General features: G+C 56.7%; 14 protein-coding genes. 3 read left to right on the top strand and 11 right to left on the bottom strand.

Annotation, left to right across the window (positions count from 1 at the left end; translation table 11 throughout):
• Positions 1–72: 72 nt before the first annotated feature.
• Positions 73–1404, bottom strand: a complete 1332-nt coding sequence (gene purB / locus J4P41_RS06930; RefSeq protein WP_426066548.1) for an adenylosuccinate lyase — start codon at positions 1402–1404, stop codon at positions 73–75.
• Between the two features lie 90 nt (positions 1405–1494).
• On the opposite strand from purB, the gene J4P41_RS06925 reads away from it, so the two are divergent.
• Genes J4P41_RS06925 through J4P41_RS06915 form a run of 3 tightly spaced genes read left to right on the top strand, consistent with a single transcriptional unit; the run spans position 1495 to position 4427 of the window.
• On the top strand, positions 1495–2097 hold the full coding sequence (locus tag J4P41_RS06925; protein WP_426066547.1) for a YjbE family putative metal transport protein: 603 nt from the start codon (positions 1495–1497) through the stop codon (positions 2095–2097).
• The gene (locus J4P41_RS06920; protein WP_426066546.1) at positions 2078–3955 is read left to right on the top strand and encodes a lytic transglycosylase domain-containing protein; all 1878 of its coding nucleotides are present in this window, start codon (positions 2078–2080) and stop codon (positions 3953–3955) included. The genes J4P41_RS06925 and J4P41_RS06920 overlap by 20 nt, the downstream gene beginning before the upstream one ends.
• On the top strand, positions 3942–4427 hold the full coding sequence (locus tag J4P41_RS06915; protein WP_426066545.1) for a CinA family protein: 486 nt from the start codon (positions 3942–3944) through the stop codon (positions 4425–4427). Before J4P41_RS06920 ends, J4P41_RS06915 begins: the two co-directional genes overlap by 14 nt.
• A gap of 56 nt (positions 4428–4483) precedes the next feature.
• On the opposite strand, the gene J4P41_RS06910 is transcribed toward J4P41_RS06915, so the two are convergent.
• The 10 genes from J4P41_RS06910 to J4P41_RS06865 form a co-directional block, all read right to left on the bottom strand.
• Positions 4484–4798 carry a hypothetical protein gene (locus J4P41_RS06910; protein WP_426066544.1) on the bottom strand — a complete coding sequence of 105 codons (315 nt, stop codon included), beginning with the start codon at positions 4796–4798 and terminating at the stop codon, positions 4484–4486.
• A 93-nt stretch (positions 4799–4891) separates the two neighbouring features.
• Positions 4892–5365, bottom strand: a complete 474-nt coding sequence (locus J4P41_RS06905; protein WP_426066543.1) for a type II toxin-antitoxin system RatA family toxin — start codon at positions 5363–5365, stop codon at positions 4892–4894.
• Complete coding sequence (gene lipA / locus J4P41_RS06900) at positions 5365–6333, bottom strand: lipoyl synthase (protein ID WP_010501738.1); 969 nt, start codon at positions 6331–6333, stop codon at positions 5365–5367. The genes J4P41_RS06905 and lipA overlap by 1 nt, the downstream gene beginning before the upstream one ends.
• Positions 6334–6337: 4 nt before the next feature.
• Positions 6338–7744: a dihydrolipoyl dehydrogenase gene (gene lpdA, locus J4P41_RS06895; RefSeq protein WP_062015159.1), complete on the bottom strand. Its 1407-nt coding sequence runs from the start codon at positions 7742–7744 to the stop codon at positions 6338–6340.
• A 3-nt stretch (positions 7745–7747) separates the two neighbouring features.
• Complete coding sequence (locus J4P41_RS06890; RefSeq protein WP_426066542.1) at positions 7748–8977, bottom strand: pyruvate dehydrogenase complex dihydrolipoamide acetyltransferase; 1230 nt, start codon at positions 8975–8977, stop codon at positions 7748–7750.
• Positions 8978–8983: 6 nt separating this feature from the next.
• Entirely contained in the window at positions 8984–10351 is a 1368-nt protein-coding gene (locus J4P41_RS06885) for a pyruvate dehydrogenase complex E1 component subunit beta (protein WP_415574349.1), read from the bottom strand.
• A gap of 5 nt (positions 10352–10356) precedes the next feature.
• Complete coding sequence (gene pdhA / locus J4P41_RS06880; RefSeq protein ID WP_426066541.1) at positions 10357–11361, bottom strand: pyruvate dehydrogenase (acetyl-transferring) E1 component subunit alpha; 1005 nt, start codon at positions 11359–11361, stop codon at positions 10357–10359.
• Positions 11362–11531: 170 nt separating this feature from the next.
• The gene (gene trpC, locus J4P41_RS06875; RefSeq protein ID WP_061932957.1) at positions 11532–12455 is read right to left on the bottom strand and encodes an indole-3-glycerol phosphate synthase TrpC; all 924 of its coding nucleotides are present in this window, start codon (positions 12453–12455) and stop codon (positions 11532–11534) included.
• Positions 12452–13543 (bottom strand): anthranilate phosphoribosyltransferase, encoded by a 1092-nt coding sequence (trpD, locus tag J4P41_RS06870; RefSeq protein ID WP_426066540.1) that lies wholly within the window; start codon positions 13541–13543, stop codon positions 12452–12454. Before trpD ends, trpC begins: the two co-directional genes overlap by 4 nt.
• Positions 13540–14136: an anthranilate synthase component II gene (locus J4P41_RS06865; RefSeq protein WP_426066539.1), complete on the bottom strand. Its 597-nt coding sequence runs from the start codon at positions 14134–14136 to the stop codon at positions 13540–13542. Before J4P41_RS06865 ends, trpD begins: the two co-directional genes overlap by 4 nt.
• Between the last annotated feature and the right edge of the window lie 40 nt (positions 14137–14176).

Here is a 14176-nt window from a genome sequence, read left to right as displayed (position 1 = left end):
CCGGTTCCATAGCATTACGGAGCCAGAACCGCGAGAGTGCGGGAAAACTATTCCCGCCCAGATTTGTCCAGATTAGCCGAAAACGCGGCTGTAGATACGATCAATCTGCTTGAGATGCTGGGCCGGATCGAAAGCGCGATCTAGAACCTCGGCACTCACACGACCTGACACTTCCGGGTCGGCCTCCAGATTTTCACGGAACGTGCGGAAGCCCGGCTTACCCAGCTTCGTCCATGTCTCCATGGCGTTGCGCTGTACGATCCGGTAGGCGTCTTCACGGGAGATACCGGCACGGGCCAGAACCAGCAGAACTTCGCCGGAATGGACCACGCCGCCAAGGCTTTCCATGTTGGCAATCATCTGATCCGGATAGATCACCAGCTTTTCCATCATGCCAGCCAGACGGATCAGGGCGAAATCAAGCCCGATCGTACCGTCCGGGCAGATGTTACGCTCCACGGAAGAATGGCTGATGTCCCGCTCATGCCACAGCGCCACGTTCTCAAGTGCGGGAACGACGTGAGAGCGGATCAGACGGGCAAGGCCGGTCAGATTTTCAGAAAGAACCGGATTCCGCTTGTGCGGCATCGCGGAACTGCCCTTCTGCCCCTTGTGGAAGAACTCTTCCGCTTCCCGGACTTCCGAACGCTGAAGATGACGCACTTCAACGGCCAGACGCTCGATGCCGCTTGCAATGACGCCAAGCGTGCAGAAGAACGCAGCGTGGCGGTCACGTGGGATGACCTGTGTGGACACGCTCTCGGCAACAAGGCCGAGCTTGTCGGCGACATATTCTTCAACAGCCGGGTCAATATGCGCATAGGTACCAACGGCGCCAGAAATGGCGCAGACCGCGATTTCCTTGCGAGCCTGAAGCAGGCGCTCTTTGTTGCGGGCAAATTCAGCGTAATGACCAGCCAGCTTCAGGCCGAAGCTTGTTGGCTCAGCATGAATCGCGTGGCTGCGGCCGATCGTGACGGTCAGCTTGTGCTCATAGGCGCGTGTCTTGAGCGCTTCCAGAACGCGATCCAGGTCTTCCAGAAGAAGATCAGCAGCCTGCGTCATCTGAACGGACAGGCAGGTGTCCAGCACGTCGGAAGACGTCATGCCCAGATGAACGAAACGACTGTCCGGACCGACCTTTCCTGCAAGCCAGGTCAGGAACGCAATCACGTCATGGCGCGTTTCAGCTTCGATCTCGTCAATTCGGGCCAGATCAGCATCGGAGAATGCAGCCATGGCAGCATCCCCCTTCTCACGGATGATTTTGGCTGATTCGACAGGCATGGCGCCCTGTTGAGCCATGGCTTCACAGGCCAGAGCTTCGATTTCGAACCAGATCCGGTAACGGTTGGCGGGCGACCAGATCGCGGTCATCTGGGGGCGGCTGTAACGCGGAACCATGAGAACTCCGGAAGCGAGTGGGGCTTTACGAGGGCTGCTTAGACCAAATACGAAGAGATTGCACGGACCCCTTTTGGAAGAAATAACCCTTTGACGCCCGATACCCTGACCCACGCCCTGATCGCGCTCGCGCAGGTAACGCTGATTGACATCACCCTTGCCGGAGACAACGCGATTGTCATCGGGATGGCGGTGCGTAGTCTCCAGGGACGTCAGAGACGGCTTGCAATCCTGATCGGGACAGCTTTTGCAGCTCTCCTGCGTGTGGGGCTAGCTCTTGTTGCCGCACGCCTTTTAGCGATTATCGGCCTGACACTCGCCGGTGGTTGCCTGCTGCTGTGGGTCTGCTGGAAGATGTACCGGGAGCTTCGGCACAGCGATGCCGAAGCGGAAGTGGAGGCTCCGTCCCGACTGGGGGCCGCCATTCTCAAGATTGTCGTGGCCGATCTTTCCATGAGTCTGGACAATGTTCTGGCGGTTGCGGGTGCTGCTGTCGGGCACCCTTGGATTCTCGTTGGCGGTTTGGCCTTTTCCGTATTGTTGATGGGAATTGCGGCGTCGTTTATTGCAGGACTCCTTGCCCGCTATCGCTGGATTGCCTGGTGTGGTCTGCTTGTTGTGCTAGCCGTGGCGATTGAACTCATCATCCGCGGCGGAGGAGAAATCTGGCATCATGTTGTGCTGCCGAGCTAAACGTCCCGTTCTTCTGGCTGTTGCTCTTTTTTTGGGAGCTGCAGCGCCTGTTCCGAACGTAACGCCCCCTGTCCGGGACAGGCTCGTCCAGTGGCTTCAACTGGTGTCACCTGGCGCAGGTAATCTCCCTGCAGAGGCCTATCAGGCATTTCTGGTGCAGACGCCGACCTGGCCGCAGCGGGCAAAAATGATGTGGCGTTACCAGACCGCCCTCGCCCATACATCCGATCCGGCAATGCTTGACCGACTTTGCCCAACATTGCCGCTGACCATGGTTTCAGCGTTTCTGACATGTTCCGACCATATGTCTGATTCCGCTGCAAAGGCCCGTAATCTCTGGAGTTCTGGCGCTGGTAATGCGCAGGAGGAAGTCTCGCTTCTTGGTCTTTATGGCGCAGGTTTTACGCTCGAGGATCAGTGGCATCGCTATGAGCGCCTTGAAAGTTCCGGACAAATTTCGGCTGCAAGTCGCCAGATTGATCGCCTTCCTGCGGATCGGCAGGCTTTGGCGGAGGCCCGCCTCGCCGAGCGTGCAGCGTCTCCAGATGCTGACACGGCTTTCAATACTCTTTCATCTCGTGATCGGTCAGACCCCACACTGGTCCGTTATCGTTTGAAGGCGCTACGGCGTGGAAATCGTCTGGATGAAGCATTGGCTCTCTGGGCGTCGGAAGGCTATGCCCTCCAGGTTGCTGCCCCATCTCACGACTGGTCGAGCGAAAGAGCTAGTCTTGCGCGAGCCTTTCTTCTGGCAGGCCGGACGCAGGACGCTTATGCGCTTGCCCAGGATATGACGCTGCCTTTCACCGAAATTGATCGTCAGGAAGCGCAAAATCTTTCGGGTTTCATCGCTTTGCGACTGCTTGCTGATCCGCAAAAAGCCGAGCAGTTTTTCAGTCCTTTGCAACAGGCAACCTCGCTCGCCATGCAGGCGCGAGGTTGGTACTGGACTGGGCGAGCCCGCCAAGCCCTGAAAGACGATCATGGTGCACAGGTGGCCTTCCAGCAGGCCACACGCTTTCCCACGACATTTCATGGTCAACTCGCTCAGGCTGCGTTGACTCAAGAACTTTCCTTGCTTGTCTCAGGTGCGTCGTCACCTAATTTCCATCATGCCCTCCTGCAGGATTTGCAAGCACTTCCTGCTCTGAATGCAGGAGTATTGCAGAGACAGGATCTGGTTGAAGCAGTCTCCGAACTCGCGCAGTCGGGCGATCTGGAGCATGCAAAAGATTTTCTTCTTTTGCTTCAGGTCGCAAATCCATCACCAGAAGGGCAGAAAGCAGTCGCTGATTTGGGCGCGCGTCTGAATGTTCCGGCTGCTGAAGTTTTTGCAGCACATGCTTTGTCTCGAAAAGGGGTGGCTCTTTATCCGCAAGGCTTTCCTGATCCTTGGCCTGAAGCCTCTACAATCCCTGTTGGCTTGCTTCCGGCTATTATTCGGCAGGAAAGCGGGTTCGACCCTTCTGCGATAAGTAGTGCACATGCCATTGGCTTGCTACAAATTCTTCCTGCCGCAGCGAAGGATGTTGTCCGGCGCGGGCATCTCGGCGGAATTAATGTTTCAGCCGCAGCCTTGCTCGACCCGCAGACCAATCTGACCGTCGGAAACGCATATGTGTCGCAGCTTCTGACACGGTTTGAAAATACCATTCCCTATGCACTCGCGGCCTATAATGCAGGTCCACACAGAGTGGATCTCTGGCTCAAGGCAAATCCTCCTGCTGATCCGCTGACAGAAGATGGACTTCTGGATTGGATCGAGCGTCTGCCTTACCGGGAAACGCGAATGTATATCGAGAATATCGAGGCAAACATGATGGTTTATCGGGTGAGTGCAACCAATGTCGGAAACTGACTTTCAAACCCTTTCGGAAACCGTGCTGAAGCACCTTTCTGACCGAAAAATGCGCCTTGTCACCGTAGAAAGCTGTACAGGGGGAATGATCTGCGCGGCATTGACAGATATCCCGGGATCTTCAGCTTTTATTGAAGGCGGCTTTGTGACGTATTCCAATGCTCTTAAAACAAGCGCCGCCGGTGTTCCTGAGGATATTCTGTCTCGGTATGGGGCAGTCAGTGAGGAGACTGCGCAGGCCATGGCGGAAGGTGCTTTATGCCATGCTGCGGATGCTACGATCGCCATTTCGGTTACAGGCATTGCGGGTCCTGATGGCGGAACGCTTGCCAAGCCTGTTGGAACGGTTTGTTTCGGGTTGTCCATCTTTCAGGGGGCAAGTCTTACAGAACGCCATGTTTTCCCAGGTAACCGCTCAGATATACGGCGAGCGACAGTCAGGCATGCTCTGGGTATGATCCTGAAAGTCTGAAATAAAAAATCCCCGCTGACGGGCGGGGATTTTTTATCAGCCAAAAGACTGGAAACTTACTGCCCGTCGTTTGGAGCCGTGGCAGGCATTGTGGAAGCTGGCGGGACGGATGGCGCAGGAGCCGTAGGGACGACAGCAGATGTCGGAACCGTTGCAACCGGTGCCGGGGGTGCTGGAGGCTGTACCTGAACCGGTGTCTGTGCCTGCTGGAGAGAACGTGCGTTCAGGGCATCAGTGGCTGAGACTTCATCGGATTTCTGGGCATGTGCTCCAGACTTCTTGTGATGGTGGCCGTGATGTTCGGCCATGGCAGGAGAAGCAGCAGCAATCAGAGCCGAGAGAGCAAATGCGCCGAAGGAAAGCGTCTTCATTGCGTAATCCTTTCATGACACCATTCGGTGGTTGGGCCTGAAACGGCCCATGGCCCAAATGGTTCATAATATATTACGGCATTTCTTTCTCGGTCAGGAGAGGCCAGGCTGTTGAGTTGCACGGCTCTGAGCAGTCTGTACCCCATAGGTATCCCGCGCTCTTTTGATGAATGCGGAGACCATCAGGCGAACACCTTCGTTGAACACTACGCCCATGGCGTTCTGCAGCAGACGCGAACGAAACTCGAAGTCTACGAAGAAATCGACCAGACAGCCCCTTGGGTCTGGCGTGAACGTCCAGACATTGTTCAGATACCGGAAAGGCCCCTTTTCGTAGCGTACCCGAATACGTGAGGGACGCTCGAGCGTAACGCGGCTGGTAAACGTCTCGCGAAAAGGCCCGAAACCGATGGTCAGGTCTGCTACAAGTTCCTGCTCTGTCTGGGACTTGATGGCGGCTTTGACACACCACGGCAGGAACTGCGGATATTTCTCCACATCTGCCACCAGATCAAAAAGCTGTTCCGGTGTGTAGGCAATCAACCGTTGCTCGGCATGTGTCGGCATCAGAGACTTTCTTTCAGACGGCTGTTCCGCGCGGCCTGGAGCTTCGCGAAATCGCTGTCCGCATGATAGGAGGATCGCGTCAGAGGGCTTGCGCTGACCTGAAGAAATCCTTTCGAACGGGCAGCCGCAGCATAGCCATCAAACTCTTCCGGCGTAACAAACTTTTCGACAGCCGCATGTTTGACGCTTGGCTGAAGGTACTGCCCCAACGTCAGAAAATCGACATCGGCGACCCTGAAATCATCCATGACCTGCCATACTTCCATCTTCTCCTCACCAAGGCCCAGCATCAGGCCAGACTTGGTGAAAATGGATGGATCGAGCCTCTTCACACCGTCCAGCAGACGCAACGACTGGTAGTATCGCGCACCTGGGCGAATTGTGGGATAGAGACGCGGTACAGTCTCGATATTGTGATTGAAAACGTCCGGCCGTGCCTCCACCACGATCTCCAAGGCACCTGGTTTCCGAAGAAAATCAGGCGTCAGGATCTCAATGGTTGTTTCCGGGGAGGCTGCACGGATCGACTGAATAACATGCGCGAAATGACGTGCACCGCCATCCGCAAGATCATCACGATCAACCGATGTGATAACAACATGCTTCAGGCCCAGCTTCGCGACAGCTTCGGCAACCCGGCGCGGTTCATCGGTATCCAGCGCCTTGGGCAGCCCTGTGGTCACATTGCAGAACGAGCAGGCCCGTGTGCAGATTTCCCCCATGATCATCATGGTCGCATGGCGCTGGGACCAGCATTCCCCGATATTCGGGCAGGCTGCTTCTTCACAGACCGTAACCAGATTGGCCTCCCGCATCAGAGCCCGTGTCTCGTGATACACGGGATGATTGGGCGCCTTTACCCGGATCCAGGATGGCTTGCGCTGGATCGGGTTGTCAGGACGATGTGCCTTCTCCGGGTGGCGGAGAGCAGACATCTCACGATGATCTATGGTGATGCGCTGGGACATGGCGTCAGATATGGAGCGGACCGTCGAAGGCCGCCAGAGTGGCTTCGTGCATCGTCTCGGAAATTGTCGGATGCGGGAACACTGTCTCGATCAGTTCTGCTTCCGTCAGTTCACCAGTACGGGCAATGACATAGCCCTGGATCATTTCCGTGACTTCCGCGCCAATCATGTGTGCGCCCAGAAGTTCCCCTGTCGTGGCATCAAACACGGTCTTGACCATGCCTTCCGTCTCACCCATCGCGACGGCCTTACCGTTCGCCATGAACGGGAAGCGCCCGACACGAACCTTGTGGCCTGCGGCAATAGCCTTTTCCTCGCTCAGACCCACCGAAGCGATCTGTGGGCGGGAATAGGTGCAGCCCGGAATGTTCAGTGCATGCAGAGGCTGTGGGGAACGGCCGGCAATCTTTTCAACGCAGAGAATGCCTTCATGGCTTGCCTTGTGAGCAAGCCATGGAGCGCCCGCAACGTCACCGATGGCATAGATGCCCGGCTCTGCCGTGCGACAGAAGCCGTCCGTGACAATATGAGTCCGATCGACCTGAACCTTGGTCCCTTCGAGGCCAAGATCCTCAACGTTTCCAACAATGCCAACGGCGCAGATCACGCGATCCACCGTCAGATCAACCGTGCCAGATGCGCTTTCAATGGTGGTGGAAACCTCGTTTTCACCCTTTTGAAGCGGACCAACCTTTGCGCCGGTGATGATCTTCATCCCCTGCTTCTCAAAGGCCTTGCGAGCGGCGGCGCTGATCTCGGGGTCTTCGGCAATCAGAATTCGGTCCGCAACTTCCGCAATGGTCACTTCGCTGCCCATGTTGCGATAGAAAGATGCAAATTCGATACCAATGGCACCAGAGCCAATGACCAGCAGGCGTTTCGGAAGCTCGGTCGGCGTCATGGCTTCACGCGCACCCCAGATCAGCTTGCCATCTGTCTCCAGACCCGGAAGCTGACGGCCACGTGCGCCAGTCGCCAGAATGACGTTGGGCGACTTGATGACCGCCACTTCGGCGCCATCCTTGGTGATGGAAACCTTGTGCGCTTCCCCTGCCCGACCAGCCAGTTTTGCCCGACCGTCAAAGGTCGTGACTTTGGCTTTCTTGAGTAGATGAGCAATGCCACCGCCCATACGGCGTGCAATACCGCGGGAGCGCGCAACAATCTTGGGGAGGTCAAAAGACACATTTTCGGCCGAGAAGCCGAAGGTGCCCAGATCATGCAGGAGGTGATGAATCTCGGAAGACCGCAGGAGCGCCTTGGTTGGAATGCAGCCCCAGTTTAGGCAGACACCGCCAAAATGCGTGCTTTCCACGATGGCAACGCTCATGCCGAGCTGGCTTGCACGAAGTGCTGCGACGTAACCGCCAGGACCGCCACCAACAACGATCAGATCGAAAGTATCGGACATGGATCAGACCACCAGAGTGTAAGGGTTCTGTACGATGTCGCGCAGGGCGTTCAGCCACTGTGCGCCAAGCGCGCCATCAACGGCACGATGATCAACAGAAAGTGTCGCCGTCATGACGGTTGCAATTGTAAGCTGGTCTCCCCGCACAACAGCGCGTTTCTCACCTGATGCAATGGCCAGGATACCAGCCTGCGGCGGATTGATGATCGCCGCGAAATCCCGAACGCCAAACATGCCCATGTTCGAAATGGAGAACGTGCCGCCCTGAAATTCTTCCGGCTTCAACTTGCCTGCACGGGCACGCTTGGCCAGATCCTTGGCCTCACGGCTGATCTCACGCAGGGATTTCTGGTCCGCATTGCGGATAATAGGCGTGATGAGGCCTTCCGGGATGGAGACAGCTATCGAAATGTCCACATTCTCGAAATGCAATGTCTCGGCATCGGTAAACTGAACATTGAGACCGGGCTGCTTCTTCAGTGCGAGCCCAACCGCCTTGATCATCATATCGTTAACGGAGATCTTGAAGCTGTTGTCCTCAGCCGTAGCATTCAGTTTTGAACGCAGGGCCAGCAGAGCATCAAGTTCGATGTCCACGGATACATAGAAGTGCGGAACCTGTGTCTTTGATTCCGTCAGGCGCCGCGCAATCACCTTCCGCATTGTGGAGTTCGGAACGCGCTTTACATCCCCGTCGATAGCAACCGGGGTCGCAGGGGTCGTTTTCGGCGCGACCGGTGCAGCGTTGCCGCCCTTCTCCACATCCCGCTTCAGAATACGACCGTTCGGGCCGGTCCCGTTTAGGGATCCAAGAGCAATTCCGCGGTCTTTAGCCATGCGTTTTGCCAGCGGGGAGACGAAAATACGCTCGCTGCTCTCCTCTTTCGACGCGGCTTTGGCACTTGCTGGAGGTATACTTGCAGCAACAGGCTCAGCGGCCTGAACAACAGCAGCAGGCGTCTGTGCCACAGATGCGTCAGGTACGTCTTCGCCTTCCTCAACCAGAATGGCGATGGGTGTGTTGACTGCAACACCCTCTACGCCTTCCTGAACAAGAATGCGGCCGAGAATACCCTCGTCTACGGCCTCGACTTCCATCGTGGCCTTGTCGGTCTCGATCTCGGCGATCACATCGCCGGCTGAAACCTTATCGCCCTCATTTTTGAGCCAGCGGGCCAGTTTGCCTTCGGTCATTGTCGGCGACAGGGCCGGCATCAGGATATCGGTTGCCATTGTCGGTCAGTCCCCGAACTGCTTGCGGACTGCTTCCACAACCCACTCGGGTTTCGGAAGTGCCAGTTTTTCAAGATTGGAAGCATAAGGCAGCGGCAGATCAAGGCCGCAGACGCGCGCTGGCGGTGCATCGAGCCAGTCGAACGCCTGTTCAACGGCAACCGTGCAGATTTCTGCACCGATACCTGCAACCGGCCAGCCTTCCTCAACGGAGACAATCCGGTTCGTCTTTTTGACGCTCTTGATGATGGTCTCGGTATCCAGCGGACGCAGAGTGCGCAGATTGATGACCTCGGCCTCAATACCTTCTTCGGCAAGCTTTGCCGCAGCATCCAAAGCCACGCCGACCATGATGGAGAACGCGACCAGCGTAACGTCCTTGCCTTCACGTTCAATCTTGGCCTTGCCAATTGGCAGGATGAAGTCCTCATCCGTGGGGCATGGGAACTTCTGTCCGTACAGGATTTCGTTTTCCAGCACCACAACCGGGTTCGGATCGCGGATGGCCGCGCGCAACAGGCCCTTCGCATCAGCGGCAGACCAAGGAGCCACAACCTTCAGGCCCGGGATATGAGCATACCAGCTTGCAAAGCACTGGGAGTGCTGTGCGCCCACGCGCGCTGCGGCACCATTAGGGCCGCGGAATACGATGGGGCAGCCCATCTGACCACCGGACATGTAAAGCGTCTTGGCTGCGGAATTAATAATATGATCAATGGCTTGCAGAGAAAAGTTCATGGTCATGAACTCGACGATCGGCTTCAGCCCTGTCAGTGCTGCGCCAACTGCCATTCCCGTAAAGCCATGCTCGGTGATTGGCATGTCGATGACGCGCTTTTCACCAAATTCGTCCAGAAGACCCTGGCTGATTTTGTACGCACCTTGATACTGGGCAACTTCCTCACCCATCAGGAAGACGTCTTCGTCGCGGCGAAGTTCTGCGGCCATTGCATCGCGCAGCGCTTCACGAACAGTGATGTTCTTCGTTTCGCCCCAGTCCTTTTCCTCTTCCGCCTGTTTGATGGCTGGAGCCTCAACAATGGCAGGAGCAGATGGGGTTTCAATCGCAACGGGTGCGCCGGCAGCCGGATCGGCAGGACGTGTTACGTTGTCTGCTGCCGCCGCATCTTCACCGTCTTCAAGCAGAACGGCGATAGGTGTGTTGACGGCAACGCTCTCGCTACCTTCGGGAACCAGAACTTTGCCGAAGACGCCGTCTTCAACGGCTTCGACTTCCATCGTGGCCTTGTCGGTCTCAATTTCAGCGATCACATCGCCCGACTTTACAGCCTCGCCCGGCTGACGGAGCCAGCGTGCAATCGTACCTTCGGTCATGGTCGGCGACAGGGCCGGCATCAGAATCAGAGATGCCATGGAACTCAGGCCTCCACCAGAATATCAGTCCAGAGCTCGGATTCATCCGGCTCCGGGCAGGTCTGTGCAAATTCGACAGCGTCAGCCACAACGGCCTTCACGTCAGTTTCAATGTCTTTGAAGATGTCTTCGCCAATGCCATTCTGCAGCATTTCAGCCTTCAGATTTTCGATTGGATCGCGCGTGCGACGCATTTCCTCGACTTCGGTCCGCTGACGATACTTCGCCGGATCGGACATGGAGTGTCCGCGATAGCGATAGGTTTCCATTTCCAGCAGGAATGGTCCCTTACCTGCGCGGCAATGCTCCATGGCTTCCTGAGCGGCCTGATGCACGGCGAAAACGTCCATGCCGTCAACCTTGCGGCTGGGGATACCCCAAGGCTCGGCATTGCGGGAAAGATCTTTGGATGCCGAGGCGCGCTCGATGGATGTCCCCATGCCGTAGCGGTTGTTTTCGATCACATAGATGCAGGGCAGCTTGTGCAGGGCGGCGAGATTGAAGCTCTCGTAAACCTGCCCCTGCGCAGAAGCCCCTTCGCCAAAATAGACGATCGAGACTTCGTCCGTGCCACGATAATGGTTGGCAAATGCCAGCCCCGTTCCAAGTGCGACCTGAGCACCGACGATGCCGTGGCCACCGTAGAACTCCTTCTCACGGGAGAACATGTGCATGGAGCCACCCTTGCCGCGGGAATAGCCACCGGAGCGACCTGTCAGTTCGGCCATGACGCCACGGGCTGTCATGCCGGCAACCAGCATCTGGCCATGGTCACGATAGGACGTGATGGACTTATCGCCCTGCTTCATGTTCAGGCCAATGCCGACCACAACAGCTTCCTGTCCAATATAAAGATGACAGAAGCCTCCGATGAGCCCCATTCCGTAGAGCTGCCCAGCCTTTTCTTCAAAACGTCGGACCAGCAGCATGTCCTTGTAGGCACGCTTCATTGTTTCCGGCGAAAGGGCCGGACCGTTGCTCCGGTTGGAAGCGGACGTTGTCTCGTCCATGGCGGTCTCCTGGAAATGCACAAATTTGGGGAAGCTCTTACCGATACTTGGCCTCGAAGGCCAGAGTGACCCCAGTTACATCTCCGAAAGGAGAGGCAGGGTCCGGAAGCTTAACGGAAACGCCCTGTTGAAGAGAGACGCGAAAGCGCCCCCTTTAACAGGGCCGGATGTCAGGTAAAGCCAAGAAGGCGACGGGCTGCTGCTCCCGGATCATCTTCGCGAAGGAGGCTCTCTCCAACCAGTACGGCGCTGGCTCCTACCTCACCAACCTTGAGAAGGTCGTCCTGCGTTTTGATACCGCTTTCAGAGACCACCAGGCGATCTGGGGGAACCATCGGAGCCAGATCCAGTGTCGTCTGAATGTCTGTTTTGAGCGTGCGAAGATTGCGATTGTTGATACCGATCAGCGATGTATCAAGAGCCAACGCACGGTTCAGTTCATCTGCGTCATGCACTTCCACCAGAACGTCCATATCCAGACCACGGGCGATACCGATGAGTTCGGATGCCTGCGTTTCTGTCAGCGCCGCCATGATGAGGAGGATACAGTCCGCACCGATCAGGCGGCTTTCATGCACCTGCCATGGGTCAAGAATGAAATCCTTGCGAAGAATCGGGAGGCTACAGGCCTCACGAACGGCGCGAATATCGTCCGTGCTGCCATGAAAGCATGACCCTTCCGTCAGAACCGACAGACAGGTCGCGCCCGCTGCCTGATAGGCCTGAGCAATACCGACCGGATCGTAAGTCGGGCGAAGAACACCTGCGGACGGGGAAGCTTTCTTGATTTCAGCAATTAGCCCAACCTGCCGGTCAGCGGTCAGATGCTGGAGAGCCTGTCCGAAGCCGCGCGTTGGTGTCGTGACTTCACGCGCCCGTAGCGTAATGTCCTTGAGTGACATGATCTGGGAGCGCTGCTCTACGTCCACGCGGGTACGTGCGCAGATACGAGCCAGAACGTCGCTCCTATCTGTCGTTTCGGCTGAAGGGTCCTTGATGGGTGGCGTGGTCGTTTCCGGGACTTCCGGGTCAGGAAACTGCTCTACCCCTTCAGGTGCATAGGTCATCGCTGGTCGCTGATGCATGAAGGTCATGATAGTCCTGCATTTGTCTTGGTAAGGGAGGCAATGGCAGTACGCGCCCGTTCCAGGGCTGTCCGTGCATGCCCATTATCAATGGAACGAGCCGCCAGTGCCATATTGTTACGGAACGCCTGTGCGTCAATCGTGCCATTATGCACGATAATGCCGCGTCCAGCCACATGAAGGGCAGCGGCGGCATTCAAAAGAACGGTATCACGGTAAGGTCCGTGCTCTCCTTCAAGAAGTGCAGTCAGGGCCTTTGCGTTCGCAGTGGAATCTCCGCCGCGGATGGCAGAAATTGGAGTGAATGACAGTCCCGCGATGCCCGGGTCGAATGTCATGCGGTTAATCATGCCGTTTTCGAGGCTTACGATTTCAGCAGAGCCGGCAAGTGTCAGTTCATCGCTGCCGCCCTCGTTCGTCGTGCCATGAACAGCCCAGACATGTGTGCTGCCAAGGCTGCCAAGGGTCCGGACGACCGGTTCACACCAGCGAGCGTCAAAAACACCAATAAGCTGACGCTGCACCTGAGCCGGATTGCAGAGCGGTCCAAGCAGATTGAAAAGTGTTCGAAATCCTAGTGCCTTACGGACAGGAGCCGCGTGGCGCATGGCCGGATGATGAAAGGGTGCGGCAAGGAATGCCAGATGGTTTTCCCGCAACTGAGCACTTTGAAAAGCCGGATCGTCGATCGGCGGAATGCCAAGCTTTTCCAGAACATCAGTCGCGCCAGATTTGGATGAAAGCGCGCGATTGCCATGTTTGGCGATCGGAACACCCAGTCCTGCCAGAACGAACGCAACGGCGGTCGACACATTGAGTGTGCCAAGTCCGTCGCCGCCTGTCCCGCAAACATCCAGCGTATCCGCCGGAACATCTGGCAGAACTGTCATATAACGGCGGACGGCCTGAACCGCTCCTGTCAGTTCATCAGCAGCTTCACCGCGCATTTTGAGCGCTGTGAGGAAAGCCGCGAGTTGGGCAGGTTCCACCTCTCCTGCCATGATTGCCGAAAATGCGTTTTCAGCATCGTCGGTGGTCAGAATAGAACCGTCGGCAACGCGACGTAGAAGAGATGGAAAGTCAGCTTTCTCCGTCATGCCGGCTCTACGGTCTTGTGCGGAATGCCAGCGATCGTCAGGAAGTTCGCCAGCAGTTCGCGGCCTGCCGTAGAGGCAATGCTCTCCGGATGAAACTGAACGCCATGCACATCGTAGTCCCGGTGACGGACGCCCATGATAATGCCATCCTTCGTGGACGCATTAACGATTAGTTCGGGGGGAATGCTTGCTGGCTCCAACGTCAGACTATGATAGCGCACGACGTTCACCGGTTTAGGAAGGCCAGCGAAAACACCCGTACCGTCATGGTCAACCGGACTGATCTTGCCATGCATTGGAACAGGTGCCCGGACGACCTTCGCGCCAAAAACCTGCCCGATTGCTTGATGTCCAAGGCACACGCCGAAAACCGGCACTTTTCCGGCTGCGGCCCGGACCAGATCACAGCAGATGCCAGCACCGTCGGGCGCACAGGGACCAGGGGAAATCACGATGGCGGAGGGTTTGAGAGCAAGAGCTTCCTCGACGCTTAGTGCGTCATTGCGCCGCACATCACATTCAACACCCAGCGCGCCCAGATGATGCACGATGTTGAATGTGAAGCTGTCGTAGTTGTCGATGAGCAGGATCATGGCAACAGGATGGCCTTCACGTTTCGTTACGTCAAATGCA

This window comes from Gluconobacter sp. NFX36, from assembly GCF_049887835.1.
Classification (GTDB): domain Bacteria; phylum Pseudomonadota; class Alphaproteobacteria; order Acetobacterales; family Acetobacteraceae; genus Gluconobacter; species Gluconobacter japonicus_A.
Note: the sequence above shows the minus strand (reverse complement) of the source record. Positions and strands in the feature narration are given on the sequence as shown.

Coding starts and splice junctions, on each gene's coding strand:
- J4P41_RS06905 (WP_426066543.1), bottom strand. CDS start 5,365: ATGCCGACACATGCCGAGCAACGGTTGATTGCCTACACACCGGAACAG.
- lpdA (WP_062015159.1), bottom strand. CDS start 7,744: ATGTCCGATACTTTCGATCTGATCGTTGTTGGTGGCGGTCCTGGCGGT.
- J4P41_RS06890 (WP_426066542.1), bottom strand. CDS start 8,977: ATGGCAACCGATATCCTGATGCCGGCCCTGTCGCCGACAATGACCGAA.
- J4P41_RS06885 (WP_415574349.1), bottom strand. CDS start 10,351: ATGGCATCTCTGATTCTGATGCCGGCCCTGTCGCCGACCATGACCGAA.
- trpC (WP_061932957.1), bottom strand. CDS start 12,455: ATGACCTTCATGCATCAGCGACCAGCGATGACCTATGCACCTGAAGGG.
- J4P41_RS06910 (WP_426066544.1), bottom strand. CDS start 4,798: ATGAAGACGCTTTCCTTCGGCGCATTTGCTCTCTCGGCTCTGATTGCT.
- purB (WP_426066548.1), bottom strand. CDS start 1,404: ATGGTTCCGCGTTACAGCCGCCCCCAGATGACCGCGATCTGGTCGCCC.
- lipA (WP_010501738.1), bottom strand. CDS start 6,333: ATGTCCCAGCGCATCACCATAGATCATCGTGAGATGTCTGCTCTCCGC.
- trpD (WP_426066540.1), bottom strand. CDS start 13,543: ATGACGGAGAAAGCTGACTTTCCATCTCTTCTACGTCGCGTTGCCGAC.
- J4P41_RS06865 (WP_426066539.1), bottom strand. CDS start 14,136: ATGATCCTGCTCATCGACAACTACGACAGCTTCACATTCAACATCGTG.
- J4P41_RS06920 (WP_426066546.1), top strand. CDS start 2,078: ATGTTGTGCTGCCGAGCTAAACGTCCCGTTCTTCTGGCTGTTGCTCTT.
- J4P41_RS06915 (WP_426066545.1), top strand. CDS start 3,942: ATGTCGGAAACTGACTTTCAAACCCTTTCGGAAACCGTGCTGAAGCAC.
- pdhA (WP_426066541.1), bottom strand. CDS start 11,361: ATGGACGAGACAACGTCCGCTTCCAACCGGAGCAACGGTCCGGCCCTT.